This window comes from Marinobacter oulmenensis (assembly GCF_014201735.1).
GTDB lineage: Bacteria > Pseudomonadota > Gammaproteobacteria > Pseudomonadales > Oleiphilaceae > Marinobacter > Marinobacter oulmenensis.
The window spans coordinates 348,431-374,051 of record NZ_JACHFE010000004.1 but is presented as its reverse complement, the minus strand read 5'-3'; the positions used below and the strand labels follow the sequence as shown (position 1 = coordinate 374,051).

26 protein-coding genes are annotated in these 25,621 nt (G+C 60.4%); 21 read left to right on the top strand and 5 right to left on the bottom strand.

Features of this window, described 5'->3' with window-relative positions:
- Nucleotides 1–5 precede the first annotated feature (5 nt).
- The 9 genes from rplS to ung all read left to right on the top strand — a co-directional run bounded on the left by rplS (nt 6) and on the right by ung (nt 10,517).
- On the top strand, nt 6–362 hold the full coding sequence (gene rplS, locus HNR38_RS10020) for a 50S ribosomal protein L19 (protein WP_183703191.1): 357 nt from the start codon (nt 6–8) through the stop codon (nt 360–362).
- 99 nt (nt 363–461) lie between these two features.
- Nucleotides 462–1,367, top strand: coding sequence for a site-specific tyrosine recombinase XerD (xerD, locus tag HNR38_RS10015; RefSeq protein WP_183703189.1), 906 nt, complete (start codon nt 462–464; stop codon nt 1,365–1,367).
- Nucleotides 1,368–1,466: 99 nt separating this feature from the next.
- Nucleotides 1,467–2,201, top strand: a complete 735-nt coding sequence (locus tag HNR38_RS10010; RefSeq protein WP_183703186.1) for a DsbC family protein — start codon at nt 1,467–1,469, stop codon at nt 2,199–2,201.
- 100 nt (nt 2,202–2,301) lie between these two features.
- The gene (locus HNR38_RS10005; RefSeq protein ID WP_183703183.1) at nt 2,302–3,603 is read left to right on the top strand and encodes a homoserine dehydrogenase; all 1,302 of its coding nucleotides are present in this window, start codon (nt 2,302–2,304) and stop codon (nt 3,601–3,603) included.
- An 11-nt stretch (nt 3,604–3,614) separates the two neighbouring features.
- The gene (thrC, locus tag HNR38_RS10000; protein ID WP_183703180.1) at nt 3,615–5,015 is read left to right on the top strand and encodes a threonine synthase; all 1,401 of its coding nucleotides are present in this window, start codon (nt 3,615–3,617) and stop codon (nt 5,013–5,015) included.
- A 4-nt stretch (nt 5,016–5,019) separates the two neighbouring features.
- Nucleotides 5,020–6,753: a single-stranded-DNA-specific exonuclease RecJ gene (recJ, locus tag HNR38_RS09995; RefSeq protein WP_183703177.1), complete on the top strand. Its 1,734-nt coding sequence runs from the start codon at nt 5,020–5,022 to the stop codon at nt 6,751–6,753.
- Nucleotides 6,754–7,032: 279 nt separating this feature from the next.
- Nucleotides 7,033–8,128, top strand: a protein-coding gene (prfB, locus tag HNR38_RS09990) for a peptide chain release factor 2 (RefSeq protein WP_183703174.1) whose coding sequence is annotated in 2 segments (ribosomal slippage) — nt 7,033–7,104 and nt 7,106–8,128 — 1,095 coding nt in all. Because the reading frame shifts where the segments join, the coding sequence is not laid out codon by codon here.
- A 50-nt stretch (nt 8,129–8,178) separates the two neighbouring features.
- Nucleotides 8,179–9,717 carry a lysine--tRNA ligase gene (gene lysS, locus HNR38_RS09985; RefSeq protein WP_183703171.1) on the top strand — a complete coding sequence of 513 codons (1,539 nt, stop codon included), beginning with the start codon at nt 8,179–8,181 and terminating at the stop codon, nt 9,715–9,717.
- Between the two features lie 65 nt (nt 9,718–9,782).
- Nucleotides 9,783–10,517: a uracil-DNA glycosylase gene (gene ung / locus HNR38_RS09980; protein WP_183703168.1), complete on the top strand. Its 735-nt coding sequence runs from the start codon at nt 9,783–9,785 to the stop codon at nt 10,515–10,517.
- An 11-nt stretch (nt 10,518–10,528) separates the two neighbouring features.
- Here the strand turns inward: ung and HNR38_RS09975 are convergent, their stop codons facing one another.
- The 5 genes from HNR38_RS09975 to nadB all read right to left on the bottom strand — a co-directional run bounded on the left by HNR38_RS09975 (nt 10,529) and on the right by nadB (nt 14,837).
- Complete coding sequence (locus tag HNR38_RS09975) at nt 10,529–11,362, bottom strand: HDOD domain-containing protein (RefSeq protein ID WP_183703165.1); 834 nt, start codon at nt 11,360–11,362, stop codon at nt 10,529–10,531.
- A gap of 99 nt (nt 11,363–11,461) precedes the next feature.
- On the bottom strand, nt 11,462–12,445 hold the full coding sequence (ygfZ, locus tag HNR38_RS09970; RefSeq protein ID WP_183703162.1) for a CAF17-like 4Fe-4S cluster assembly/insertion protein YgfZ: 984 nt from the start codon (nt 12,443–12,445) through the stop codon (nt 11,462–11,464).
- Nucleotides 12,446–12,470: 25 nt separating this feature from the next.
- Entirely contained in the window at nt 12,471–12,932 is a 462-nt protein-coding gene (locus HNR38_RS09965; RefSeq protein WP_183703159.1) for a hypothetical protein, read from the bottom strand.
- Complete coding sequence (locus tag HNR38_RS09960) at nt 12,916–13,191, bottom strand: FAD assembly factor SdhE (protein WP_183703156.1); 276 nt, start codon at nt 13,189–13,191, stop codon at nt 12,916–12,918. Before HNR38_RS09960 ends, HNR38_RS09965 begins: the two co-directional genes overlap by 17 nt.
- Before the next feature lie 38 nt (nt 13,192–13,229).
- Complete coding sequence (nadB, locus tag HNR38_RS09955; protein ID WP_183703138.1) at nt 13,230–14,837, bottom strand: L-aspartate oxidase; 1,608 nt, start codon at nt 14,835–14,837, stop codon at nt 13,230–13,232.
- Nucleotides 14,838–14,975: 138 nt separating this feature from the next.
- Between nadB and rpoE the strand changes: the two genes are divergently transcribed.
- The 12 genes from rpoE (at nt 14,976) to pdxJ (ending at nt 25,617) form a co-directional block, all read left to right on the top strand.
- Complete coding sequence (gene rpoE / locus HNR38_RS09950; protein WP_183703135.1) at nt 14,976–15,668, top strand: RNA polymerase sigma factor RpoE; 693 nt, start codon at nt 14,976–14,978, stop codon at nt 15,666–15,668.
- An 11-nt stretch (nt 15,669–15,679) separates the two neighbouring features.
- A complete protein-coding gene (locus HNR38_RS09945) occupies nt 15,680–16,249 on the top strand; it encodes a sigma-E factor negative regulatory protein (RefSeq protein WP_183703132.1) in 570 nt (189 codons plus the stop codon).
- 56 nt (nt 16,250–16,305) lie between these two features.
- Entirely contained in the window at nt 16,306–17,295 is a 990-nt protein-coding gene (locus HNR38_RS09940) for a MucB/RseB C-terminal domain-containing protein (protein WP_246362583.1), read from the top strand.
- Nucleotides 17,292–17,738, top strand: coding sequence for a SoxR reducing system RseC family protein (locus tag HNR38_RS09935; protein WP_183703126.1), 447 nt, complete (start codon nt 17,292–17,294; stop codon nt 17,736–17,738). Before HNR38_RS09940 ends, HNR38_RS09935 begins: the two co-directional genes overlap by 4 nt.
- 122 nt (nt 17,739–17,860) lie before the next feature.
- Nucleotides 17,861–19,294 (top strand): DegQ family serine endoprotease, encoded by a 1,434-nt coding sequence (locus tag HNR38_RS09930; RefSeq protein ID WP_379919160.1) that lies wholly within the window; start codon nt 17,861–17,863, stop codon nt 19,292–19,294.
- Nucleotides 19,295–19,503: 209 nt separating this feature from the next.
- Nucleotides 19,504–21,306, top strand: a complete 1,803-nt coding sequence (gene lepA, locus HNR38_RS09925) for a translation elongation factor 4 (protein ID WP_183703120.1) — start codon at nt 19,504–19,506, stop codon at nt 21,304–21,306.
- A gap of 15 nt (nt 21,307–21,321) precedes the next feature.
- The gene (lepB, locus tag HNR38_RS09920) at nt 21,322–22,125 is read left to right on the top strand and encodes a signal peptidase I (RefSeq protein ID WP_183703117.1); all 804 of its coding nucleotides are present in this window, start codon (nt 21,322–21,324) and stop codon (nt 22,123–22,125) included.
- Nucleotides 22,126–22,152: 27 nt separating this feature from the next.
- On the top strand, nt 22,153–22,536 hold the full coding sequence (locus HNR38_RS09915) for a DUF4845 domain-containing protein (protein WP_183703114.1): 384 nt from the start codon (nt 22,153–22,155) through the stop codon (nt 22,534–22,536).
- Nucleotides 22,533–23,219: a ribonuclease III gene (gene rnc, locus HNR38_RS09910; RefSeq protein ID WP_183703110.1), complete on the top strand. Its 687-nt coding sequence runs from the start codon at nt 22,533–22,535 to the stop codon at nt 23,217–23,219. The genes HNR38_RS09915 and rnc overlap by 4 nt, the downstream gene beginning before the upstream one ends.
- Nucleotide 23,220: 1 nt before the next feature.
- Nucleotides 23,221–24,138: a GTPase Era gene (gene era, locus HNR38_RS09905; protein ID WP_183703107.1), complete on the top strand. Its 918-nt coding sequence runs from the start codon at nt 23,221–23,223 to the stop codon at nt 24,136–24,138.
- Nucleotides 24,139–24,145: 7 nt separating this feature from the next.
- On the top strand, nt 24,146–24,886 hold the full coding sequence (recO, locus tag HNR38_RS09900) for a DNA repair protein RecO (RefSeq protein WP_183703103.1): 741 nt from the start codon (nt 24,146–24,148) through the stop codon (nt 24,884–24,886).
- Entirely contained in the window at nt 24,883–25,617 is a 735-nt protein-coding gene (pdxJ, locus tag HNR38_RS09895; protein WP_183703100.1) for a pyridoxine 5'-phosphate synthase, read from the top strand. Before recO ends, pdxJ begins: the two co-directional genes overlap by 4 nt.
- The last annotated feature ends 4 nt before the right edge of the window (nt 25,618–25,621 follow it).

Genomic DNA, 25,621 nt, shown 5'->3' with positions numbered 1-25,621 from the left:
TTACGATGAGCGGCAAGAACAACATCATCAGTCAACTTGAAGCAGAACAGATGACCAAGGAAATCCCTGCGTTCGCGCCGGGCGACACCGTGGTCGTACAGGTTCGTGTTACCGAGGGCAACCGTGAGCGTCTGCAGGCGTTCGAAGGTGTGGTCATCGGCAAGCGCAACCGTGGCATGAACTCTTCCTTCACCGTTCGTAAGGTGTCTTACGGCGTGGGTGTTGAGCGTACTTTCCAGACCTACTCCAAGCTGATCGACAGCATCAGCGTGAAGCGTCGTGGCGATGTGCGTCAGGCCAAGCTTTACTATCTGCGTGATCTGTCTGGCAAGGCAGCCCGCATCAAGGAAAAGCTCAACTGATTCGGACCTGTTCCGGAGCAGTACCAGAAAAAGCAGCCTCAAGGGGCTGCTTTTTTTGTGTTCTAATGGCGGCGGATAGTCTCAACAGGAGAGCCGGTTTTGCCCAGGGCTGAGGATGAACAGCTGATTACCCGATTTGCCGACGCCATCTGGCTGGAAGACGGTCTGGGCGAGCAGACACGCAAGGCGTACGCCAGTGACCTGTTGCGTCTGTCGGCATGGCTTGAGGCCCGCCCGGGGGCGCCGTCGCTGGCGGGTGCGACCCGTACAGATCTGCTCGCCTGGATGTCGGATAGCCTGGCGGCCGGCCTCAAGACCAGTACGGCCGCGCGCCGGTTATCCGGGGTTCGCCGGTTTTACCGCTTTCTGAAGCGGGAGGGGCTGATCTCTGAAGACCCGACCCTGCGCATTGAGGGCCCCCGCCTGCCCCGACACCTGCCGGACTCGTTGAGTGAGGAAGATGTTGAAACCCTTCTGGCCGAGCCCGACACTGCCGAGCCTCTGGAGCTCCGGGACCGCGCCATGCTTGAGATCCTGTACGGCTGCGGCCTCCGGGTCTCCGAGCTGACCGGGCTGACCGTGGATCAGGTGAACCTTCGCCAGGGCGTTGTGAGAATCCGGGGCAAGGGCGGAAAAGACCGTCTGGTCCCTCTGGGCGAGGAGGCCGTCGACTGGCTGGTGACCTACATGCGGGACGCGCGTGGCGAGTTGCTACGTGGCCGGACGAGTGACGCGCTCTTCCCGGGCAACCGCGGCACCGCCATGACTCGCCAGGCGTTCTGGTACCGTATCAAACAGTATTCAGTGCGGGCCGGCATCCGCAAGCACCTGTCTCCTCATACCCTGCGTCATGCCTTTGCCACGCATCTGCTCAACCATGGCGCTGACCTTCGGGTGGTTCAGATGCTGTTGGGGCATTCGGACCTGTCGACAACCCAGATCTATACCCATGTGGCCCGCCAGAGACTGCAGGATCTGCATCTGGCTCATCACCCGAGAGGGTGAGGCCGATGAACTTTATCGGCTGTACGGTGTCGCAGCTATCGGCTTGGTCAGTAGCCGGGCAATGAAAAATCCATTGAAGACCAAAGGTATCAATCACTCATGAAGCTCAACATCTCAGCATTCATCGCGGCGCTGATCCTGGCGTTCACTGCGGTTACCCCGGCCCTGGCTGATGAGGCTCAGGACCAGATCGCCCGCAAGATCAGTGAGGCGGTTCCGGGCCTTAATGTGACCTCGGTTGAAGAGTCCGAAGCGGCTGGACTCTACAGGGTTCAGAGCAGTGCCGGTGAAACCTTCTATAGCACTGCCGATGGCCAGTATGTGCTGACCGGCGATATGCTCAAAATCACCAGTCAGGGTGTGGTTAATGTCAGCGAGCAGGCCCGGGCCGATGCCCGGCTGGCGAAAATGGAGGCATTTGGTACCGAGGGTGTGATCCGCTTTCCGGCGGCTGGTGAAGAGAAGGCTGTGATCAGTGTGTTCACCGATATCGATTGCCCATACTGTCGCAAGCTTCATGAAGAGGTGCCGCAACTGAACGATTTCGGTATCACGGTGAACTACTATGCTTTCCCGCGCTCCGGTCCCGGGACTGCCTCTTGGGCCAAGTATGAGTCGGTCTGGTGCAGCGACGACCCGCAGTCCGCCATGACCGCCGCCAAAAGCGGCGAACGTCCGCCCCAGGCTTCCTGCGACAACCCGGTGGAGGCGCAATACCGTCTGGGTCAGGAGGTTGGCGTGACCGGCACGCCAGCCATCGTACTGGAAGATGGCAACATGGTGCGGGGCTATGTGCCGGCCCGGAACCTGGCCCAGGGACTTGGGTTGCTCTGAGCTGCGACTCCCGAAGGTCTTATTCACAGCGCCCTGAATCGGTATACTATGCGCCCTTGTTGTAATCCATTAGCACCCCATCGGGATCAGAGGTGAGAGTTTGAAAGACGTTAATGTCGGAATTTGCGGACTGGGAACCGTTGGCGGCGGTACATTCAACGTTCTGACTCGCAACGCCGCGCTTATTGCGGGTCGCGCTGGCTGCAACATCCGGATTGCCCGGGTCGCCAGTCGTCGCAATCGTGACGACCTCGAGCTGGGCGACATTCCGTTCAGTACCGACATTTTTGATGTGGTCCAGGATCCCGATGTGGATGTTGTGGTCGAACTGATCGGCGGGTACGACACAGCCAAAGAACTGGTCATGTCCGCCATTCGCCACGGCAAGCACGTGGTCACTGCCAACAAGGCGCTGATCGCCGTGCACGGTAACGAGATATTCGACGCGGCTGAAAAGGCGGGGGTCGTGGTGGCCTATGAAGCCGGTGTTGCCGGCGGCATTCCGGTGATCAAGGCCGTACGCGAAGGCCTGGCCGCGAATCGCATCGACACCGTCGCCGGCATCATCAATGGCACCGGCAATTTCATCCTGACGGAAATGCGTGCCGGTCGAGAATTCTCCGAGGTGCTCAAGGAAGCCCAGGATCTGGGCTATGCCGAGGCGGACCCGACGTTTGATGTGGAAGGCATCGACGCTGCCCACAAGCTGACCATCCTGGCGTCCTCCGGAATTGGTGTGCCCCTGCAGTTCGAAAAAGCCTACACCGAAGGTATTGCCGGTGTAACGCCCTATGACATTGCCCATGCCGAGCAACTGGGTTATCGGGTGAAGCACCTGGGGATCGCACGTCGGCGAGAGGAAGGCATCGAGCTGCGCGTGCACCCGACCCTGGTTCCCAAGGCCCACCTGATCGCCCAGGTGGACGGCGTGCTTAATGCGGTCATGGTGGACGGGGATGCGGTCGGCCAGACTATGTACTACGGCCCGGGCGCCGGTGATGAGGCGACCGCCTCTGCCGTTATTGCCGATATTGTTGATGTGGCCCGTGCGGTGGCCACCGCAAGCGACCAGCGGGTTCCGTACCTGGGGTTCCGTCCCGAAGCCATGGAGGACCTGCCGGTGCTGTCCATGGAGGATATCCAGTCGGCTTACTATCTGCGCATCCAGGCCCTGGATCGCCCGGGCGTACTGGCCAAGATTGCCTCTATCCTCAGTGAGCATGGCATCAATATCGAGTCGATCATGCAGAAGGAATCGGAGTTCAAGGACGGCCGTATTCCGGTCATCATCCTGACCCACACCGTACAGGAGCGCCAGATGAACCTGGCCATTGCCGACATGGAGTCCCTGGGTGACATCGATGGCAAAGTGATCCGCATCCGCGCTGAAAACTTCAACTGACAGGTACGCACGTGAGATACATCAGTACACGGGGCCAGGCCCCGGCCCTGGGTTTTGAAGATGTCCTGCTGACCGGTCTGGCCAGCGACGGCGGGCTGTATGTGCCCGAGTCCCTGCCGCACTTCAGCCTGGAAGAAATCCGTAGCTGGCGCGGGCTGTCCTACGCCGAGCTGGCGTTCAACGTCATGTACCCGTTTGTCGAAGAGGCGATTTCCGAAGCCGATTTCCGCCAGATGCTGGAAGAAACCTACGGCGTCTTCGCTCACAAGGCGGTTGCGCCGCTGGTACAGCTGGACACCAACGAATGGGTGATGGAGCTGTTCCGTGGCCCGACACTGGCGTTCAAGGATTTTGCCCTGCAGTTACTCGGCCGCCTGCTCGATTACGTGCTGGAAAAGCGCAAGCAGCATGTGGTGATTATGGGAGCCACGTCCGGTGATACCGGCTCGGCCGCCATCGAAGGCTGCCGTCGTTGCGAACACGTGGATATCTTCATCCTGCATCCGTACCAGCGCGTGTCGGAAGTGCAGCGCCGGCAGATGACTACCGTGCCGGGCGACAACATCCACAACATCGCGGTAAAGGGCAACTTTGATGATTGCCAGCGCATGGTCAAGGAAAGCTTTGGCGACCAGAGCTTCCTGGGCGGCAAGACACAGCTGGCAGCGGTGAATTCCATCAACTGGGCCCGGATCATGGCCCAGATTGTCTACTACTTCCAGGCGTCCCTGTCCCTGGGCGGCCCGGACAGAAGCATGGCGTTCTCCGTGCCTACCGGTAACTTCGGCGATATTTTCGCCGGTTATCTGGCGAAAAAGATGGGGCTGCCCATCAGCCAGTTGGTGATCGCCACCAACAAGAATGACATCCTGCACCGCTTCATGAGTGGCAACAAGTACGAGCAGCACCAGCTCGAGCACACCCTGTCGCCGAGCATGGATATCATGGTCTCCAGCAATTTTGAGCGGCTGCTGTTCGACCTGCACGGCCGTGACGGTGCGGCGGTGAAAGAACTGCTGGAAAGTGCCAGCAAAGGCCCGGTCAGTATTGCCGACTACCGCTGGAAGAATGCCCGCAAGCTGTTCGACAGCGAAGCCGTGGACGACAAGGGCACCTGCGACACCATTCGCGAAGTGTTCGAGGCGAACGAATACCTGCTGGACCCGCATACCGCCATCGGCGTGCGTGCTGCCCGCAACTGTCGTCGCGACGCTTCGGTGCCCATGATCACCCTGGGCACGGCGCACCCGGCCAAGTTCCCGGATGCTGTCGCTGAGTCCGGTGTCAGTGTGAAGCCGGAGCTGCCCGTTCACATGGCCGACCTGTTCGATCGGGAAGAACGTTATACCGTTCTGGACAACAACCTTTCCGAGGTTCAGGGCTTCATGGCCAAACACTGGAAGAACGCCTGACGGCATGACGCCAAAGAAGATCCTGCGCCGCCCCCAGCCGCCCGAACAAGGTGGCTGGGGACAAAACCTGCCCCCCATTCTTCGCCGTCTGTACGCTGCGCGTGGCGTACACTCTGACGAGCAGCTGCAATATACCCTGAAATACTTGGCATCCCCCATGGAATTGCGGGGTATCGATCGTGCGGTGGAGCTGCTTGCCGAGGCGATAGAGCGGAAACAGCGGGTGATGGTGCTGGGCGATTTTGACGCCGACGGGGCAACCAGCACCGCCGTGGCCATGCTGGGGCTTTCCATGTTCGGCATTGAGTCCATCGATTTCCGGGTTCCCAGCCGGTTTGCCGATGGCTACGGCCTGACGCCGGGCATCATCCAGCGACTGGAGGCAGAAGGCGAGCTGCCGGACCTGCTGGTCACCGTCGATAACGGCATCTCCGCCATTGATGGTGTGCGTGCGGCCCGGGAGTTGGGGATAAAAGTGGTTATTACCGATCACCATCTGGCCGGTGATGAACTGCCGGATGCCGATGCCATCGTGAACCCGAATCAGCCCGGCTGCCCGTTCCTGAGCAAGAACGCGGCCGGTGTGGGCGTGATGTTCTACGTGCTCACCGCCCTGCGCAAATACCTGCGCGACAACAACCGCCTGCCCACCCCCGAACCCAATCTGGGCAACCTGCTGGACCTGGTGGCCCTGGGCACGGTCGCGGACGTGGTGCCGCTGGACCACAACAACCGCATCTTCGTGGAGCAGGGCATCCGCCGCATCCGCAAGGGCGAAGCCCGCCCCGGCATCCTGGCGTTGCTGGAAGTCGCTGGCCGCGACTACACCGAAATCAGCGCCACCGACCTGGGGTTTGTGGTGGGCCCGCGCCTGAACGCCGCTGGCCGGCTGGACGACATGAGCATCGGCATTGCTTGCCTGCTCGCGGACAGCCGCGATGAAGCCCAGCGTCTGGCCCGTGAGCTGGATAACTTTAACCGGGAACGGCGCAGCATCGAAAAGGAAATGAAAACCCAGGCCCAGGATCTTCTGGCGTCCATGTCGCTGGATCTGGAAGGGTTGCCCTGGGGATTGGCCCTGTTCGACGACGACTGGCACCAAGGTGTGATTGGTATTCTCGCCGCCCGTATCCGGGAACAGACCCATCGGCCTACGATCGCTTTCGCCCCGGACGACGACGGCGAACACCTCAAAGGTTCCGCCCGCTCCATCCCCGGCCTGCACATCCGCGATGCGCTTGCCGCCGTGGATGCGAGACACCCGGGCCTGATGAAGAAATTCGGCGGCCACGCCATGGCCGCCGGCATGAGCATTGCCCGGGCGGATCTGGAGCGTTTCAGTAATGCCTTCGACCAGGCCGTGCGCGACACCCTGCAAGCCGAAGACCTGGAAGCGGCCATCACCACCGACGGTCCCCTGGCGCCGGATGAACTCAACCTCGACACCGCCTACCTGCTCAAACGCGCCGGACCCTGGGGGCAGCATTTCCCCGAGCCGGTGTTCGACGGCAACTTCCGTGTGGTCAGCCAGCGCATCGTGGGTGAAAACCACCTGAAACTGGTGCTGCAGCCTTTCGAAGGGGGCGGCATCATCGACGGCATCGCCTTTAATACCGGGCCGGAAGTGCCGGACTTTACCCTCACTGGCGCACGGGTGGTGTACAAGCCGGATGCGAATACCTTCCGTGGTCGGACCAATCTGCAGTTGCTGGTGGATTATCTGGAGCCGCTGGACTGAAGCATTTTGGACTCCCCGAACAGAATCGGGGCGCAGGGTGAGGATGAGCTTTCCGGGAGTGTCGAAAACAGGGATGTTTTCGTCAAGCCTACACGGACGTATTCACGGCGTCTCCCGGAAAGCTCATCCTCATTCTGTGCCTGCACCCAAGTCAGCAGTACTCAAAACGAACCAGGTGCGCCAACTCCCTACCAGCTAACAGCTGATTTAACCGCCAAAATCCGGTAGAATCCGCCCCCTGATTTCATCGCATCATTTCCCAACGCGAGAAGAGATTCCATGGAAGTTAATCCCATAGTGACGAAGATTAAAGAGCTTCGCGAGCGCACTGAAGCGCTGAGGGGGTATCTTTGACTACGATCAGCGTAGCGAGAGACTGACCGAAGTCGAACGCGAACTCGAACAGCCCACCGTCTGGGACGACCCGGATCGTGCCCAGGCTCTTGGCAAAGAGCGCTCCGACCTTGAACTGATCGTTGGCACCATCGACAACCTCACCAACGGCCTGGGCGACGCCGAAAGCCTGCTCGAAATGGCCGTGGAAGAGGACGACGCCGGAACGGTCGATGACATCGAGGCTGACCTGGACGCCATGGACAAAGAGCTGGAAAAGCTCGAGTTCCGCCGCATGTTCTCCGGCGAAATGGACGCCAACAATGCCTATCTCGATATACAGGCCGGCTCCGGCGGCACCGAAGCCCAGGACTGGGCCAACATGCTGCTGCGTATGTACCTGCGCTGGGCCGAGCGCCGTGGCTTCAAGGCCGAGATCGTCGAACTGCAGGAAGGCGACGTGGCGGGCATCAAGAGTGCCACCATCCACATCCAGGGCGAATACGCCTACGGCTGGCTGCGTACCGAAACCGGTGTGCACCGCCTGGTGCGTAAGTCCCCGTTCGACTCCGGTAACCGTCGGCACACGTCCTTCTCCTCGGTATTTGTCTCCCCGGAAGTGGACGACAGCTTTGAGATCGAGATCAATCCGGCCGATCTGCGCGTGGACGTATACCGTGCCTCCGGCGCCGGTGGTCAGCACGTCAACCGGACCGAATCTGCGGTACGACTGACTCACAACCCGACCGGGATTGTTGTGGCCTGTCAGGCTGGCCGGAGCCAGCACCAGAACAAGGACCAGGCCATGAAACAGCTCAAGGCCAAGCTGTTCGAGCGCGAAATGCAGGAGCGCAACGCCGAGAAGCAGAAGGCCGAAGACGCCAAGGCTGATATCGGCTGGGGCAGCCAGATCCGTTCCTACGTGCTGGACGACAGCCGCATCAAGGATCTGCGCACCAAGGTGGAAACCAGCAACACCCAGACGGTGTTGGATGGCGACATCGACAAGTTTATTGAAGCCAGTCTGAAGATGGCGCTGTAACCGGCGCCTTCAAACCCAATCCGGACAACCGACTTTCCTGGTGAGACTAGATGACTGAACACACCCAGAATGCCGCACAGCACGAGGACAACAAGCTGATTGCCGAGCGTCGCGCCAAGCTGGCGAACCTGCGCGAACAGGGCAATGCGTTTCCCAACGACTTCCGACGTGATGCCACCGCTGCCGAACTGCAGGAGAAATACGGTGACAAGACCAAGGAAGAGCTGGAGTCCATGGGTATCCAGGTGGCCATTGCCGGCCGCATGATGCTCGACCGGAAGGCGTTCAAGGTGGTTCAGGACATGACTGGCCGCATCCAGATTTACGCCTCCAAGGACGTCCAGAAAGACACCAAACACTGGGATCTGGGCGACATTGTTGGCGTTCGGGGCACCTTGTCCAAGTCCGGCAAGGGCGATCTGTATGTGACCATGGATGAGTATGTACTGCTCACCAAGTCGCTGCGCCCGCTGCCGGAGAAGCACAAGGGCCTGACGGATACCGAGGCCCGGTATCGTCACCGGTACGTTGATCTGATGATGAACGAGGACAGCCGTCGCGTCTTTTTTGCCCGTTCCAAAATCATCAACGTGATGCGCCAGTACTTTACCGAGCGGGACTTCATGGAGGTGGAAACCCCCATGCTGCAGGTGATCCCCGGTGGCGCCACCGCCCGCCCGTTTATCACTCACCACAATGCGCTGGACATCGACATGTACCTGCGCATCGCCCCGGAGCTGTTCCTCAAACGCCTGGTGGTGGGTGGTTTTGAGCGGGTGTTCGAGATCAACCGCAACTTCCGTAACGAAGGGCTGTCCACCCGTCATAACCCCGAGTTCACCATGGTCGAGTTCTATCAGGCCTTTGCCGATTACAACGACCTGATGGATCTGACCGAGAACATGCTCCGGCGCATCACGGAAGAGGTCCTGGGTAACCCGACGGTGACCAATACCCGGGTGCTGAAAGACGGCACCGAGGAAACGGTTGAATACGATTTTGGTAAGCCCTTTGAACGTCTGACCGTGGTTGACGCCATCCTGCGTCATAACCCGGAAGTCACCCGGGAGCAGCTGGCGGACAAGGCCCAGGCGACCGACCTGGCCAAACAGCTGGGCATTCAGGTGAAAGACATCTGGGGGCTGGGCAAGATCCAGGTGGAAATCTTTGAGGAAACCGCTGAGCACCGCCTGATGCAGCCGACATTCATCATCGATTACCCGAAGGAAGTGTCGCCTCTGGCGCGCTGCAAGGACAGTGATCCGTTCGTCACCGAGCGTTTCGAACTGTTTGTGGGTGGCCGCGAAATCGCCAATGGCTTCTCCGAGCTGAATGACGCCGAGGATCAGGCCGAACGCTTCCGTGCCCAGGTGGCCGAGAAGGACGCCGGTGACGACGAAGCCATGTTCTACGACGAGGATTACGTGATGGCGCTGGAATACGGCCTGCCGCCGACCGCCGGCGAAGGCATTGGTATCGATCGCCTGGCCATGCTGCTGACCGATTCCCCGTCCATCCGTGACGTGATTCTGTTCCCGGCCATGCGTCCGGAACACAAAGCCGCTCAGGAGTCCTCCGACGACGCCTGATCAGGTTTGGCGGAGCCGGGCGGGGTGCCCGGCTCTTTTCCTTGATCCCACCGGGAGCTGTCGCCATGTCACCAGCCGATGTTCTCGCCAGTCAGCTCAAGCCCGGCCGTGGCTGGGACGATTTTCTCTCCGGAGAGTTCCGGCAGCCTTACATGGAACAACTGGCCCGCTTCCTGGCGGAGGAGGAATCGGCCGGCAAGGTTCTGTTCCCTCCCGGAAACCTCTGTTTCAACGCATTGAACAGCACGCCTCTGGACCAGGTGTCGGTGGTGATTCTCGGACAGGATCCCTACCACGGGCCGGGCCAGGCCCATGGATTGTGCTTCTCGGTAAGGCCGAAAGTGCCCACGCCGCCCTCGCTGGTCAATATTTTCAAGGAAATCGAGAGTGACCTGGGCATCGCCCCGCCGGATCATGGCTGCCTGCAGCCGTGGGCAGAGCAGGGCGTCCTGCTGTTGAACAGCGTCCTGACGGTGGAACAGGGCAATGCCGGCGCCCATCAGGGCAAGGGTTGGGAAACCTTCACCGACAAGGTGATCGAGACGGTCAACCGGGAACGTGAGGATGTCGTGTTTCTGCTCTGGGGGAGCTACGCCCGCAAGAAAGGCCGCCACATCGATCGCAACCGTCATCGGGTGCTGGAAGGCCCTCACCCCTCGCCGCTCTCCGCCTACCGGGGCTTTTTCGGCTGCCGGCATTTCTCCCAGGCGAATCAATGGCTTCAGGAACGGGGGCGTCCACCCGTGAACTGGGCGTTGCCCTCTCTGGCGGAATTGCTCCAGCGCTACAGCAAAAGCTGACCCGGCCCGCTCTACTTGAGCAGGGCCATGGCAGCTTCCATCTGGGCGCTCAGGTCTTCTTCCTCGTTCATGTCGGTGTCCGGGTCCAGCCCCAGGCGGTTGAAAGCGGAAATGGTCTTCCAGTTCATCTCTGTCCACGGATGGTCGGTGCCGGCAACCAGTTGCAGGTTGGCCACCATGACCAGATCCGCGTAGTCCGCTTTCGGAACTTCCCGGGCGAAATTGGCGTATTCCTCGGGCACGTTCTGGAGTTCCCGGGGGAAGTCCCACTTCTGAAGGATCAGGGTGCCGATCCGGGGGTGAATCTCATCGATGACATTATCGAGCATGATGCTGCTGATCTGAATGTCCTGATCCTCCACGTAACGGAGAATGGGGAGTACTCCAATCAGATGGACCAGGCCGGCCAGTGTGGCCTGATCGGCTTTGAGGCCAGTGTAGTGCTGGGCCAGGACGTGACAGATGCCTGCCACTTCTGTGCTGGTCTGCCAGGTGTGACGCAGGCGTTTGTCGATCATGTCCGAGGTGGCCTGGAACATCTGCTCCATGGCCAGGCCCATGGCCAGATTGCTGGTGTAGGCCATGCCCAGGCGGCTGACGGCCATGTTCAGGTTCTCGATGCTCCGGGTGCCCCGGAACAGCGGGCTGTTGCAAACGCGAATGATCCGGGCTGACAGGGCAGTATCGTTGCTGATCACCTTGACCAGATCCATGATGGCGGAGTCTTCCGCCTCGGCGATTTCCCGGACCTTAAGGGCTACTTCCGGCAGGGTGGGGAGCACCAGCTTGTCGTTTTCGATGGCTTCGGTCAGGTCGCTTTTGATGGTGTCGATAATCGTTGCCATGATCAGTCACGTTCCGCTTGTGATGAGTGTGCCTGGCAGAGCGCCATAGGCCCTGATTGTCTTATCTTATAGCAAATTCCCGCCGCTTTGGCTGTCACCTTATGTATCCGATTCCGACGCGTTCTGTTGTTCGGGCACAACGTAGGGCAGCGTTGCCAGCTCGGCAGTGGTGCCCCGGTCATCATCGAGAGTCAGGGGCTGGTTGGCGCTATTGTGTCGCAGTACCGCCAGGATTTCCGCGACCTGATCGTCAGTCATGACCGCATTGACCACTTCCCCCGCGTTTTTGCCATCGGCGAGTACGCGGGTGCCGGGAGCCGGGGCGTCTGTCAGGCCCGAGGCGGTTAACCGGTAAAGGCTTTTCTTGAGCTGGCCAAGGAAGTGCATCCGGGCGACCACTTCCTGTCCGGTGTAGCAGCCCTTCTTGAAATGGATGCCCTGCAGGTGCTGCAGGTTCAGCATCTGCGGCACATAGGCCTCGTGGCCTTGTGGTGTCAGCCAGGGCACGCCGGCCCGGATGCACGCGCCCTGCCACTGCCGCAGGCTGAGTTCCGGGTTTTCTGAGGGGCGCCTGGCAGGGCCCCGGGGGCTCCAGTATTCATAGCGGGCGGTGCCATCGACGGTCGGCTCCAGCAGGATCAGGTAGCCGTCGTCCAGTTCGGCCACGTCCCCGGGATTGCTGAGGGCATCCACCCGTTCGCCAGCCAGCTCCCGTGCGCAGGGCTGTCCCACCAGCCCCAGTATTTCGGCAGACTCTACGGTCTCCATAGTGGTCCCGCGGAACAGCATCAGGTATTTGCGGAGGTGCGTCAGTGTCCGCTCCGCCAGTTCATGGTCCAGATCCATGAGCAGGTCGTCACCGTCGCGGACCATGCGGGTCAGGCAGTAGGTCCGGCCTTTCGGGGTGCAGGCGGCGGCGCGCAGTGAGCGGGTCATCGTAATGTCGTCAACCTGCTGGCTGAACTGGCCCTGAACAAATTTGTCTGTGCCAGGTCCGCTGATCCGTACCAGGGTTCTGTCGGCAAGGACGGCGTAACCCCCAGTGCTGGCGTGACCTGAAGGTTCGTGATCGTGCTGGCTCATAGCAGTCTCCGGTTGGCTGACTTGGTCACTGACAGGTTGGTAACGGGCCGGTTCTGAGCCACACCTTCATCTGTCGAAGAGCGTCCGCTGAGGTGTTGGCCCTGATTGGCCCGATGTCGCTGAGAATGATCGTGGATATCCTTTCTGACATGGTGCCGGGCGGGCGCAGTTTCAAGGCCAGGATGGAGGCGCCAAAGCCGCTGGTCGAGCCGATAGCCACGGGCTGCTGGCGGCCGTCGGAGAACCGGCAATACAGCGTGTCACCGCTGACCGTCAGGCCGGTGACGGCGGTGGGGTGTTGAAGCAGGCCAAGGCGCTGGTAGTCGCGCCAGCCCAGGAACAGTGACACCGGCAGAAAGGGCAGGAGCCAGGGCCACTGAATGATCGCGGTGGCGACAATGAACGCGGTCAGCAGGAGCCAGGGCAGGGCGGCCAGGCCGCCCACCGCGTGCGAGGGAGTAAGTGTCAGGTCAATCCGGCTGGACACGATTGAGGATCATGTCGACCATGCGCTGGAGATCCGGATCTTCCGGCCGGCTGCGTTGCATGAACCATTCAAACATATCGGTGTCTTCGCAGGTCAGCAGCTTGTGGTAACGGGCCTGATCCTCGGCATCCAGATCGCGATAGACCTCCTCAAGGAAGGGCAGGAGCAGCAGGTCCAGTTCCAGCATGCCCCGGCGGCTGTGCCACCAGAGGCGATGGAATTCGGTGTGTTCCTTTTCGGCGTTGCTGTTTTCGGACATAGTCGTTTCCGTTGTTGAAACTGAGTGGGCCCCGCGGGTTACGGGGACTGGGTCCTGTAGGTGGTGGGTACCAGTAAGGTATCCCCCGCATCATGGAGCAGGCCCGGGTGGTCCAGGGTGTAATGCAGTCCCCGGCTTTCCCTGCGCTGCATTGCGGAGCAGATGATGAGGTCGGAAACCGTGACCAGATTGCGCAGCTCTATCAGATCATTGCTGACGCGATAGTTGCTGTAGAACTCACTGATCTCCCGGTGCAGCAGGTCCACCCGGTGTTTGGCACGTTGAAGCCGCTTGGTGGTCCTGACAATGCCGACGTAGTCCCACATGAAGTGACGCAGCTCATCCCAGTTGTGTGAGATCACCACGTCTTCATCGGAATCCCTTACCTGGCTCTCGTCCCAGTCCGGTGCCGATGGCGGCGCGGGGATGTCAGACTCCCGGCGGGTAATGTCTGCTGCTGCGGCCCGGCCATACACCAGGCATTCCAGCAGGGAGTTGCTGGCCATCCGGTTGGCGCCGTGCAGGCCGGTGAAGCCGGCCTCGCCGACCACATAGAGTTGATTGACATCGGTCCTGGCCCGCTCGTCACTGACGATACCGCCACAGGTGTAGTGGGCTGCCGGCACCACCGGAATCGGATCCCGGGTAATATCGATGCCGTATTCAAGACACTTCTCGTAAATGGTCGGGAAGTGGTGCCGGATGAACTCCGTCGGCTTGTGGCTGATGTCCAGGTACAGATGGTCTGCCCCGAGACGTTTCATCTCGTGGTCAATGGCGCGGGCGACAATGTCCCGGGGCGCCAGTTCGGCCCGGTCATCAAAGCGGTCCATGAAGCGGGAACCGTCCGGAAGCGTGAGGATGCCGCCTTCCCCCCGAACCGCCTCGGTGATCAGGAAAGATTTGGCATGTGGGTGGTACAGGCAGGTCGGGTGGAACTGGTTGAATTCCATGTTGGCCACACGACACCCGGCACGCCACGCCATGGCAATGCCATCGCCTGAGGCTCCGTCCGGATTGGTGGTGTAACGGTAGGCCTTTGAGGCGCCGCCGGTGGCAATGACCGTGAACCGGGCCCGGAACAGCTCCACGTGATTGTCGGCGAGGTTCAGTATATAGGCGCCCACACAACGGTTACCCGGCAGTGACAGTTTGCCGTTGGTGATCAGGTCCACTGCGACACGGTTCGGCTTGAGGTCAATATTGGGGCGTGAAGCGGCCTGTTCCGCCAGGGTGGTCGAAACAGCTTTGCCGGTGGCATCCGCGGAATGGATGATCCGGCGCCGGCTGTGCCCGCCTTCACGGGTCAGGTGGTACTGTTCGCTATCGTCTTCGCGGGTGAAATTCACACCGGAATCAATTAGCCAGTCGATGCTTTCCTTGCTGTGCTCCACGGTAAACCGGACAGCGTCTTCATGGCACAGACCGCCGCCGGCGCGCAGGGTGTCCTGGATGTGCTCCTCCACCGAATCCGCGGCATCCAGCACGGCTGCAATGCCCCCCTGTGCCCACAGCGTGGCGCCGGAACTGATGTCGGCCTTGCTGATCACGCAGACGCTCAGGTGTGCCGGCAGGTTGAGTGCGACGGTCAGGCCGGCTGCACCGCTACCGATGATCAGGACGTCGTATTCGTAGGACTGTGGCATTGGGTCTATGTCGCGGGCCATAATGTGGAGGTGTATTGAACTAAACTTTGCGCTTGCTGTCTATTTGGCCTGACGGACCTGCTGGCTGCAATGGCCATTCGGGTGTCCGAGCCCATGAACGAATGCCGGATATTACCGATGACACAAGCGATGCTCACAAAGGCCCGGCCGGTTGCCGGGAAAACGGAATCGAAAGTTGCTTCGTCCATGACGCCTGACACCGACTGGAAACAGGGTGAACCGACCGACAGCCAGACTGACCTGCAACTGGTACGCAAGGTCCGTAATGGTGACCGGGCGGCGTTTGACCTGCTGGTGGTGAAATACCAGTCGCGGGTGGCTTCCATTATCAGCCGCTATGTATATGACAGCCAGGAAGTCATGGATCTGACCCAGGAAACGTTTGTCAAAGCCTTCCGGGCGATTGAGCGGTTTCGCGGTGACAGCGCGTTTTACACCTGGCTGTATCGGATTGCCGTGAATACGGCCAAGAACTTTCTGGAGGCGCGGGGCCGTCGACCACAGGGCAGTGCGGATGTGGCGGACGCCGAGAATTTTGATGATGGCGGGCGGTTGCGGGATGTGGCTTCCCCCGAACGCCTGCTTCAACGCGAGCAGTTGCAGAAGGCGCTGAGTTCCGCTATCGCGGACCTGCCGGAGGAATTACGCTCGGCGTTTCTGCTCCGGGAATACGACGGGCTGAGCTACGAAGATATTGCCCGGGTTCTGGAGTGTCCGATTGGTACGGTACGGAGCCGGATTTTTCGGGCCCGGGAAGCCATTGACCGGCAGTTGGCCCCGATGATCAATCATTCAGCGACTTACGAGTGAGGTTGCATCCGATGGACGAGCGTCTCAGAGAAACCCTGTCGGCCATGATGGATGATGAGGCGGACGAACTGTCGGTTCGGCGTCTGTTATCCCAGGCCGACCAGGATGGGGTGCGGAGCCAGTGGCGGCGCTGGCAGGAAATCCGTGATCTGATGCACGACAATCATGGCCCTGCGGCGGGTATGGACATTGCCGGTGCGGTACGGGAACGGTTGGATAGCCAGAGAGGCGTGCAGCCTCAGCCTGCTGCCAGCACCGGCCGGGATGTGAAAGCCGTGAGCTGGCACTGGCCGGTGGCTGCCATGGTGACCCTGGCCCTGGTGATTGGTTTTGGTGCTGGTACCGGCTGGGATGCCCGCAACTCACAGCCACTGGCAACCTCCACCGTGCCCGCTGGGGCGCAACAGAATGCTGCCCTGCTACCCACCGGGACTGATGAGCTGGCACTTCAGGGGCTCGATGAAGAGCAGCGCCGGCAGATGCGCCAGTTTCTGCTGGAACATGCCCAGCATAACAGTGTGGGTGTCGGGCGTGGGTCGGTTGGTTATGCCCGGCTGGTAAGCGCGTCCGATGGCTACTGAGGGACTGAGGTAAGGTTATGGGGTTAGCGGGTAGATTGCCGCTGCGGGCGCTGCTGATGTCACTTCTGCTTCTGGTGCCAGCCGCCGTGCTGGCAGACTCCGGAAATAGCAGCGGGGGGCAAGAGCCGCGTTCAGCCTCTGAGTGGCTGGAGCAGCTTGGCCCTGCTCTGAACATGACCTCCTACCGTGGCGTTTTTGTCTATTCCCGCGGAGCCCAGGTGCAATCCCTGCGCATTGTTCATCGCTACCGCGAGGGTCGGGTCGAGGAACGGCTGGTGTTGCAGGACGGTGCCGGCGGCGAAATTGTCCGCAAGGGCATGGATGTGGTCTGCGTGCTGCCGGATCAGGGGCGCGTACGGCTGGACGATGTCATTCCATCCGGTCCGTTTGCCGAGGCGTTTTCCACCCAGTTCATGCCCGTCGGCCAGTGGTATCGCCCTGAACGTGTCGGCGAGGACCGCATCGCCGGTTACGATGTGGTAACCATTGCCCTCAGGGCGAGGGACGAAAACCGCTACAGCTACCGGCTCTGGCTTGAGAAAAACACCGGCCTGCTGATCAAGAGCCATGTCACCGACACCGACGGCCGGGTACTTGAGCATTTCCAGTTCACCAGCCTCGATATCACCGATGACATTTCCGATGATGAGCTGAAAGTCCAGACCAGCGGGCGCGAGATTGCCCGCACCCTGGGGCCGAAAGAAGGTGATCATTCCAGTGTTGGCCGGATGAACGGCTGGACCCTGGACTGGCGGCCGGCGGGGTTTGAGCCTGCTGCGGCTCCCCGTTCCGGTAACGGGAAAGCGGTGGCCTTTTCCGACGGACTGGCCGCGTTCTCCGTCTTTGTCGAGCCTGTCGGCCGACTGAAAATGCCAACGGGTGTCTCCAGGGTTGGCGCGACCACCATCTACATGAGGGAGGTGTCAGTCGGGGAGCGGACCTTCCTGATTGCCGTTGTCGGCGAGGTGCCGCCACCGACGGCCCGCAAAGTGGCGGAATCTGTGCAGATTGACAATGAACTGTCGGCTGAGATGCCGGGCTCATGATTACGGAAACCGGCAAGGTCGTGGGCATCAAGGGGGATCAGGCCTGGGTCCAGACGATTCGGACCAGCGCCTGCCAGAGTTGCTCGGCGCGCTCCGGTTGTGGCCAGCGTGCCCTGGCATCCGTATCTGGTGGCCGGGCCAATCAGATTCTGGTCGATAATCCGGTGGGAGCCCGTGTTGGTGACGAGGTGGAGATCGGTATTGATGAGCAGTCACTGCTGCGCGCGTCACTGGCGGTTTATGGTGTGCCCATGGCACTGATGATTGCCGCCACCGTTTGGGGTTATCAGGTCTGGGGCTCAGACCTGGCGGCGATGCTGGGGGCTCTGGGCGGGCTGGCTGGGGGCTTTCTCGCCGTGCGTCGATGGCAGTCCCGTGCAGGCGCCGGATATCAGCCCCGGCTGCTTCGGGTTAGCCGGATTGCTTCTGTTACATGTCTGTAATGCCTACGGTTTTTTAAGTTGAAAATCGCACGTCCTGTCCCCAAAAATCGAGTTGCCAAGTAGTGAATCAGGGGGTTGAAATGCCAAGTACACAGATTGAAGTCGCCCGCATGTCCCGGAGCCTGACGCCCGGCAAACTGTGGGGGATGCTTTTCATGGTGGCGGCTCTGGTGAGCGTTTTCTGGAGTCAGTCACTTGCGGCCCGGGAGCTGCCGGATTTTACCGAGCTGGTGGAGGAGAACTCCAGTGCTGTGGTCAACATCAGTACGACCACCGAGCCCGAGAGCCAGTCGTCCAGCTTTCATGGCCTGCCCTTTGATGAGCGCCAGTTGGAGCAACTGCCACCTTTCCTCCAGGAGTTCTTCCGCGGTCCCCAGTCGCCGTTTGGTGGTTCCCCCCACTCTCAGCAGCCCCGTCGTTCCATGGGCTCCGGGTTCATTGTTTCGGCTGATGGCTATGTGCTGACCAATAACCACGTGGTTGAGGGCGCTGATGAGGTGACCGTTCGCCTGAGTGACCGCCGGGAATTCCAGGCCACCATTGTTGGAACCGATCCGCGCTCTGACATGGCTGTGCTCCGGATTGATGACGCTGAAGACCTGCCCGTGGTCAGCATCGGCCAGTCCCGGGATCTGAAAGTGGGGGAATGGGTGTTCGCGATCGGCTCCCCCTTTGGTTTCGACTACACAGTAACGGCCGGTATCGTCAGTGCCCTGGGGCGTAACCTGCCGTCAGAGAACTACGTACCCTTCATCCAGACCGATGTGGCCATCAACCCGGGTAACTCCGGCGGCCCGCTGTTCAACATGGACGGCGAGGTGATTGGCATCAACTCCCAGATTTATACCCGGTCCGGTGGTTTCATGGGCGTCTCCTTTGCCATCCCCATTGATGATGCCATGAATGTGTTCCGGCAGATTCGTGATGAGGGCAGTGTAGCCCGGGGCTGGCTCGGGGTGCTGATCCAGGAAGTCAATCGTGATCTGGCCGAAACCTTTGGTCTCAAGCGTCCCCGTGGTGCCCTGGTGGCCGAAGTCATGGCCGATTCTCCGGCGGCCGAGGCAGGCCTGAAGTCCGGTGATATTGTCCTGGAGTACAACGGCGACGAGGTGGAGATGTCTTCCGACCTGCCGCCGATGGTTGGTCGCACGCCGATAGGCGAAACGGCGACCCTGACCGTGCTGCGAGAGGGGCGTGAAGTGGATGTGGACGTTACCATTGGTGAGTTGCCGGACGAACGCGCCTCAGCGGAGGAACCGGCATCCGGTGGTCAGGACTCCGGCGCGGGCGCCCTGGGACTGGTGGTTGAGTCCCTGCCGCCGGAAGTGGCGCGCTCAGCCGGCCTTGAAGGCGGTGTCGTGGTGACCGAGGTGGATCGGGGGGCAGCTTATGCTGCTGGCATCCGGCCCAGGGATGTGATCACAGAGATCAATCGCCAGCCTGTGCGTTCGGTCAAGGATTTCCGTGAGGCGGTAGCGGATCTGCCCGAAGATCGGGCGGTTTCCGTGCGCATCGTTCGCCAGGGCCGGGCAAGCTATCTTGTAATGAAGCCCTGATCGTCCCGAAAGATCGGGTGTCCGCTGGATGCCCGGCGCAGGATGGGCCCTCGGGTTGGCGGCAGTTGTCGCCCCGGAGGGCCTTTTTGTATCGAGACCGGGCGGATCGTGGTAATAGCCGTCGCTAACCGGTAAAATCACGCCGTCCCGGACACCAAGCATGGTCTTGCCGGATCCATTTCCCGTCATCAAGTGAGTAATTACTGTCTGTGACTGACCTGAGCCGAATCCGTAACTTTTCCATTATCGCCCATATCGATCATGGCAAATCCACCCTGGCGGACCGATTCATCCAGGTCTGCGGTGGTCTGACCGACCGTGAAATGGCGGATCAGGTGCTGGATTCCATGGACCTGGAAAGGGAACGCGGGATTACCATCAAGGCTCAGAGCGTAACGCTGGATTACAAGGCGCGCGACGGCCAGACCTACAAGCTCAATTTTATCGATACCCCTGGGCACGTGGATTTCTCCTACGAGGTGTCCCGTTCCCTGTACGCCTGTGAGGGCGCACTGCTGGTGGTGGATGCCGGGCAGGGCGTTGAAGCCCAGTCTGTTGCCAACTGCTACACCGCCATTGAACAGGGGCTGGAAGTCGTGCCCGTGCTCAACAAGATGGACCTGCCCCAGGCGGAGCCGGACCGGGTGGCTGCCGAGATTGAGGACATTATCGGGATCGAGGCCACGGACGCGGTGCGTTGCAGTGCCAAAAGCGGTCTGGGTGTTGAGGATGTGCTAGAGGACCTGATCCGTAAGGTGCCGCCCCCCAAGGGTGATCACAACGCCCCTTTGCAGGCGCTGATTATCGATTCCTGGTTCGATAACTATCTGGGCGTGGTGTCGCTGGTGCGGATTACCGAAGGTTGTCTGCGCAAGGGCGACAAGATTGTCATCAAGTCCACCGGCAAGGCCTGGACAGCCGAAAAGGTCGGGATCTTCAATCCCAAGCCCAAGGATACCGCTATTCTGGATACCGGCGATGTCGGGTTTGTCATCGCCGGTATCAAGGACATCAACGGTGCGCCGGTGGGCGACACCATTGTGCACCAGAAATACGCCGAGGAAACCGACCGGATCCCCGGTTTCAAGAAGGTCAAACCCCAGGTTTACGCTGGCATGTTCCCGGTCAATGCCGACGATTACGAAGACTTCCGGGATGCCCTGGAAAAACTGACGCTCAACGACGCCTCGCTGTTCTTCGAGCCGGAAAACTCGGATGCTCTGGGCTTCGGTTTCCGCTGTGGTTTCCTGGGCATGTTGCACATGGAGATCATCCAGGAACGGCTGGAGCGTGAATACGGTATTGACCTGATCACCACTGCGCCCACGGTTATTTACGAGGTGATCACCAATCAGGGCGAAACCCTGGCCGTGGACAACCCCTCAAGGCTGCCGGAGGCCGGCTCCATCGAGGAGATGCGCGAGCCGATTGTTGAAGCCAGCATTCTGGTACCGCAGGAGCACCTGGGCAACGTGATCGCCCTGTGTGAAGAAAAGCGGGGCGTACAGAAAAACATGCACTTCATGTCGACCCAGGTGCAACTGACCTATGAACTGCCCATGGCCGAGGTGGTCATGGACTTCTTTGACCGGATCAAGTCAGCGAGCCGGGGCTTTGCTTCCCTGGACTACCAGTTCCAGCGCTTCCAGACCGCGAACCTGGTGCGCCTGGATGTGCTGATCAATGGCGATCGGGTGGATGCCCTGGCGCTGATCGTGCACAAGGAGCAGGCCCATTACAAAGGCCGTCAGTTGATCGAGAAGATGAAAGAGCTGATTCCCCGGCAGATGTTTGATATTGCCATTCAGGCCGCCATCGGTACCCACGTGGTCGCCCGGGTGACCGTCAAGGCCCTGCGCAAGAACGTAACGGCCAAGTGTTACGGTGGTGATGTCAGCCGGAAGAAGAAACTTCTGCAGAAGCAGAAAGAGGGTAAGAAGCGCATGAAACAGCTGGGGAACGTCGAGGTGCCCCAGGAAGCGTTCCTTGCAGTACTTCAAGTCGACAAATAGAACTAAGGCACCTGGATGGACATTAATTTTCCGCTGGTACTGGTGATCCTCACTCTGGTCACCGGTGTGATCTGGCTGGCCGATGTGCTGTTCCTGAAAAAGCGGCGCATGGCCGCCTCCACCGGAACCCTGGGCGGAGCGGCAGAAACACCGTCCCCGTCGGAAGAGGAAGAACCCAAGGAGCCCTGGCTGATTGATGTCAGTCGGTCCTTTTTTCCGGTGCTGGCGGTGGTACTGGTTCTGCGTTCCTTCCTGGTGGAACCCTTCCAGATCCCATCCGGTTCCATGTTGCCAACGCTGGAAGTGGGTGACTTCATCCTGGTGAACAAGTACGCCTATGGCGTGCGGCTGCCGGTGGCTGGCACCAAAGTGCTGGAGATTGGTGACCCCGAGCGCGGGGATGTCATGGTCTTCCGTTATCCCGAAGACCGGAGCACCAATTACATCAAGCGGGTGGTCGGGCTGCCGGGCGATCACATCCGCTACCGTAACAAGCACCTGTTCATCAACGGTGACCCGGTACCGCGGAGCTTTGTTGCCCGTTTGCCGCCGGTTGAGCGGTGGCGTGAACAGCTCGGCAGTGTCGAGCATGATATTTACCATACCATGGGCCGGATGACTGGTGCCGGCGAAGGTGAATGGGTGGTACCGGAAGGGCATTACTTCGTGATGGGCGACAACCGGGACAACAGCAACGACAGCCGCTTCTGGGGCACGGTTCCGGATGAACTTGTGGTAGGCAAGGCCTTTGCGATCTGGATGCACTGGAAATCGCTGACCACTCTGCCATCTTTTGAGCGAGTGGGCAGTATTGACTGATTCTGTTTGTTCCGGAGTGACGCTGTCATGAATAGCTACACATGTTTGGGTGCCAGGCAGCAGGGCGGCGCCTCCTCGGTGATGATTATCGCACTGTTCTTCGGTGCTTTGCTGATGTTCGCGGTCAAACTGGGGCCGGCTTACATCGACGACCTGACTATCCAGGAGGCCCTGGAGAGCCTGGATGGCACCGATGGCCTCTCCATGATGGGGCCGGCCCAGGTGCGGGGCCTGATTAACAAACGTCTGAGCGTCAATAACGTCCGCGGCTTTGATGCCAAGAACATTTCCGTCGAGAAAGACGAGGATGTGGTGGTGATCAAAGTGGATTATGAGGTTCGAAACAGTCTAGTGGCCAACGTGGATACCGTTGTCCACTTCCAGCATGAGTATGAGTTGAAGGGCAAGTGAGTTCACATCCGGATCTAGAACAGCTTCAGCGCCGCATTGGTTATCAGTTCAGCGAGCCCGAGCGGCTGCTGCTGGCGCTGACCCACCGCAGTTATGGCAATCAGAACAACGAACGTCTGGAGTTTCTTGGTGACTCCATCGTTAACATGGTGATCGCCGAGCACCTCTACCACCATTTTGAGAAGGCCCGTGAAGGGCAGTTGAGCCGGCTGCGGGCGCGCATGGTTAAAGGCGTGACCCTGGCCGAGATCGGCCGGGAGTTCGAACTGGGCCAGTACCTGAGGCTGGGCTCCGGTGAACTCAAAAGCGGCGGCTTCCGTCGGGAGTCGATACTGGCGGATGCGGTGGAGTCCATTATTGGCGCCATCTACCTGGACAGCGACTTCGATACCTGCCGGCAGCAGGTCCTGCGCTGGTTCGAGCAGCGTCTGGCCGGGCTCGATATTCAGGACACCCAGAAAGATCCCAAAACCCGCCTGCAGGAATACCTGCAGTCCCGGCAATTCCCGCTGCCCCGGTACGATGTGATTTCGGTGGACGGCGAGGCCCATAACCAGACGTTCCATGTGTCCTGTGCACTGCCTTCGCTGGACCGTCGAACCACCGGTACCGGAAGCAGTCGCCGTATTGCTGAGCAGCAGGCGGCCCGCAATGCACTCCGGGAACTGGGCGTGGAGACCTGACATGAACGATGTAACGGCCCCCGAAAACCCTGACAGCCGCTGTGGTTTTGTCGCCATTGTCGGACGCCCCAACGTGGGCAAGTCCACTCTGCTGAACCATATCCTGGGTCAGAAACTCAGCATTACCTCCCGCAAGCCCCAGACCACCCGCCATCAGGTGCTCGGTATCAAGACCGAGGATGCGGTACAGGCCATCTACGTGGATACGCCGGGGATGCATGAGGAAGAGCCCCGCGCATTGAACCGCTACATGAACCGGGCGGCGTCCTCGGCGCTGGTTGACGTGGATGTCGTGGTGTTTGTGGTGGACCAGCTGGCCTGGACCGAAGCGGACCAGTTGGTGCTGGACAAGCTCAAGCGCCTGACCTGCCCGGTCATTCTGGCGGTTAACAAAGTGGACAAGCTGGACAATCGGGATCTGCTGTTGCCGCACCTGCAGGCACTGGCGGAAAAACGTGAGTTTGCCGAAATTATTCCCCTGTCAGCGCTCAAGGAAAATAACCTGGCGCCGCTGGAGGAAGCGGTGGGCCGCTATCTGCCCCAGAGTGTGCACTTCTACCCGGACGACCAGATCACCGATCGCAGTGAGCGTTTCATGGCGTCGGAAATGGTCCGGGAAAAAATCACCCGGCAACTGGGCGCCGAGCTGCCGTATTCGGTGGCCGTGGAAATTGAGGAATTCAAACACCAGGGGACCACGCTGCATATTTCTGCGTTGATCCTGGTGGAGCGTGAGGGCCAGAAGAAAATCCTGATTGGCGACAAGGGCGAGCGTATGCGTCGGATTGGCCAGGAAGCCCGCGCCGATATGGAGCGCATGTTTGACTGCAAAGTCATGCTGCGACTCTGGGTCAAGGTCAAGCGTGGCTGGGCCGACAGTGACCGGGCGCTGAAGAGCCTGGGCATGAACGATTTCTGAGGCCTCCATGAAGGGAGCGGTGCAGCAGGAGCCCGCCTATGTGATCCATCGCCAGCCCTGGCGAGAGACCTCCCTGCTGGTGGACCTGTTCAGTCTGAATCACGGTCGGGTGTCGCTGATTGCAAGAGGCGCCAGCCGGGCACGAAGCCCTCTGAAGGCACAACTGCAGCCATTCCAGCCGCTGATGGTGGACTGGACCGGGCGCAGTGACCTGAAAACCCTGATTCAGGTCGAAGGCCGCCACGCCCCGCCGCTGGGCCAGACGAAAGCACTCTACAGTGGTCTCTATATCAACGAACTGCTGCTGCGGGTCCTGCCCGCCGCGGACCCTCATCAGACGCTGTTTGCCGCCTACATTGAAACCCTGCAGTCGCTGTCGTCCCTGCCGCCGGGTGCTGACATCGAGCCCGTACTCCGGACCTTCGAGTGTGATTTTGCCGCTGCGCTGGGCTACGATTTTGCCTGGGATCTGGCCACGGACACCGGGTTGCGCGTGGAGGCCGGCAACGAGTATGGCTACGATCCGGGGCAGGGCATTGTCTCGGCCGATGAGCCGGGGGCACTGGTGCGCCGCCTGCCAGGCAGTGCGCTGCTTGCCCTGGCGGAAGGGGATTTCCGCAGCGACGATCCACGCCGGACCGCCAAGCGGGTGATGCGGGTGTTGGTGGACTTCCTGCTCCAGGGCAAGCCGCTGCACAGTCGCCGTCTTTTCAGTCAATTTGTTTCATCATCAGGGAGAACCCCATGAAGTCCAGAGTCCTGCTGGGTGTCAATATTGATCATGTCGCCACACTGCGTCAGGCCCGGGGGACCCGGTATCCGGACCCGGTTCAGGCGGCACTGGTGGCCGAGGAAGCGGGTGCGGACGGGATTACCATTCATCCCCGAGAAGACCGCCGCCATATCCAGGACCGCGACGTCCTGCTGCTCAAGGAAACCCTGCAGACGCGGATGAATCTGGAAATGGCCGTTACCGAGGATATGCTGGCGTTTGCCGAACAGGTGAGCCCGGCGTGTGCATGCCTGGTGCCGGAGAAGCGGGAAGAGCTGACCACGGAGGGCGGTCTGGACGTTGCCGGCCAGGAAGCCCGGGTATCTGCTGCCTGTGAACGGCTGGCACGGATCGGTTGTGAAGTCTCTTTGTTTATCGATCCTGATCCGAAACAGATTGATGCGGCTGTCCGTTGTGGCGCGCCGGTTGTGGAACTTCATACCGGGGAGTATGCGGAGGCCGTCGACGCCCCGGCGCGGGAAGCGTCTTTCCGTATTCTGGAGGAAGCGGTGGCCTATGCCCGGGGGCAGGGCCTGATCGTCAATGCCGGCCACGGACTTCACTACCACAACACGGAGCGGGTGGCGGCACTTCCGGGGATTAACGAGCTCAATATCGGTCACGCCATCATCGCGCGGGCCGTGTTTACCGGCCTGAAGGAAGCGGTCCGGGATATGCGGGCGATACTTGACCGGGCCCGGAGTTAACGGC